General features: G+C 48.3%; 2 protein-coding genes. One reads left to right on the top strand and one right to left on the bottom strand.

From position 1 onward, the window contains the following. Positions 1-1007 (top strand): DEAD/DEAH box helicase (locus F6K57_RS34660; RefSeq protein ID WP_293072465.1); only part of this gene is annotated, 1007 nt, incomplete at its 5' end. Positions 1008-1326: 319 nt separating this feature from the next. Here F6K57_RS34660 and F6K57_RS34655 read toward each other — a convergent pair. Next, a partial coding sequence (locus F6K57_RS34655; protein WP_293072463.1) for a calcium-binding protein occupies positions 1327-1919 on the bottom strand: 593 nt, incomplete at its 5' end.

Here is a 1919-nt window from a genome sequence, read left to right as displayed (position 1 = left end):
AAACCTTAGGGAATCGGTACGCTTTGGTGATTTTTGATGAGTGTCATCACTTACCTACGGATTTTTATAAGGTGATTGCGGAATATGCGATCGCACCCTATCGGTTAGGACTGACAGCAACCCCAGAACGCTCCGATGGCCGTCATTGGGACCTTAACGGTTTGATAGGACCAGAGGTTTATCGGAAAAGCCCTGATCAATTGGCGGGTTTGGCACTAGCTGACCATAAGGTAATTCAGATTAAGGTCAAGCTGTCCCAAAAAGAACGCGATCGCTATAATTCTTGCATGACGTTGCGCAATGATTTTTTGAGAGCGTCCAACATTCATCTCGGGAGTATTAAAGGTTGGCAGCAGTTTGTGATAGCAAGTGCCCGTAGCCAAAGCGGACGCCGAGCCATGTTAGCTCACCGGGAGGCCAAGGAAATTGCCTTAGGTACCGATGGAAAATTAAGGATTTTGCTAGATTTGCTGGCTCAGCATTACCCAGAGAAGATGTTAATTTTTACCAATGGTAATGCTACACTTTATCGCATTTCTCAAGAGTTATTGATTCCCGCCATTACTCATCAAACCCCAGTCAAAGAGCGTCATGATATTTTGAAGCGATTTCGGGAAGGAGAGTATCGCTGTTTAGCGGCATCCCATGTATTGAATGAAGGAGTGGATGTACCCGATGCGCGAGTAGCGATTATCTTGTCAGGGACCGGTTCATCTCGGGAGTATATCCAGCGCTTGGGTCGGGTATTGCGTAAAGGTAAGGATGGGGAGAAGGTAGCGTTGCTGTATGAAGTGGTAGCTGAGGATACTTCTGAAGAACGGACCTCTTGGCGTCGCCATGGTGGTGGTAGCAAGAATGAACCGCGAAGGCGCAAACAGCCGCAAGGGAGCCAGACCGGTAAGCAGTTGGAGTTATTGCCAGAGCAGGGTTATCAGGTCAAGCCTAGGAGTAGCCCTAGGGCGGCTGAGTCTAAGGGCAAGTGGGGAGATGAGGATGATGAGTTTTAGTATTTCTCAAAAGGTGATAGGGTGATCTGGTGATGGGGTGCTAGGTATGAATGCAACTTGGTATCAACACCCCTCTAACCAGGTCTCAAACTCACCAGGTAGAGGAGGTTACAACAAGACTAAAAGCGATGCAGCGCGGTCATGAGGGTTTCCCCGAAGACCGCGCTGCATCAAGACAAGCAGACAGGGGTTAGGGTGACCGGGTGGGGCGGGGCGCGGGGAAAATAAAAGCCACTTTGGAGTTACTCCAACCTGATTCAACCGTCCTATCAACGTGGCATAGCTCCTCCATTGTTCCAATCACCCGTTCCCCTACACCCTACAGCACTGAGATAAAGTCAGCAGAAGTCAGTAAACCACTAGAATCGACATAAGCAATGATCTCTCCACCTAAGTTGATTCGAGTACCGTTGGTAATAGAAACATCAGATATTGTACCTGTGAATGAGCTTAAGGTGTAATTGGACAATGACCCGGAAATCTGGATCTTGTCAGAGTCAGTTTCGCCAGCGAAGCTAAATCTGTCGAAATTGTCAATGACAGCGTAATCAAGACCAGCGCCGTTGTAATAGATCGAGCCACTGGTGCCTAGGATAATCAGATCCCTGGCACCAAAATCACCAGGATCAAGGATATCAATTTCACCAGCACCGTCCAGAATACTGTTAGTACCGTTCAGGGTATCTGAGCCCAAACCTCCAACTAGGGTATCGTTACCACCTGCGCCAGTGAGGGTGTCATTGCCAGAACCACCATTGAGGCTATCATTGCCAAAATTTAAAGTCGAATCATCACCCGTGAGGCTATCATTGCCACTGCCACCAAGTAGAGTGTCGTTTCCGGCTTCTCCCTGAAGTGTATCGTTGCCCGCACCGCCATCTAAAAGATCACCTATTAGATCAACAGTTCCTA

Source organism: Moorena sp. SIO4A5 (assembly GCF_010672005.1).
Classification (GTDB): Bacteria; Cyanobacteriota; Cyanobacteriia; order Cyanobacteriales; family Coleofasciculaceae; genus Moorena.
This window is presented reverse-complemented; position numbering and strand designations above follow the sequence as displayed.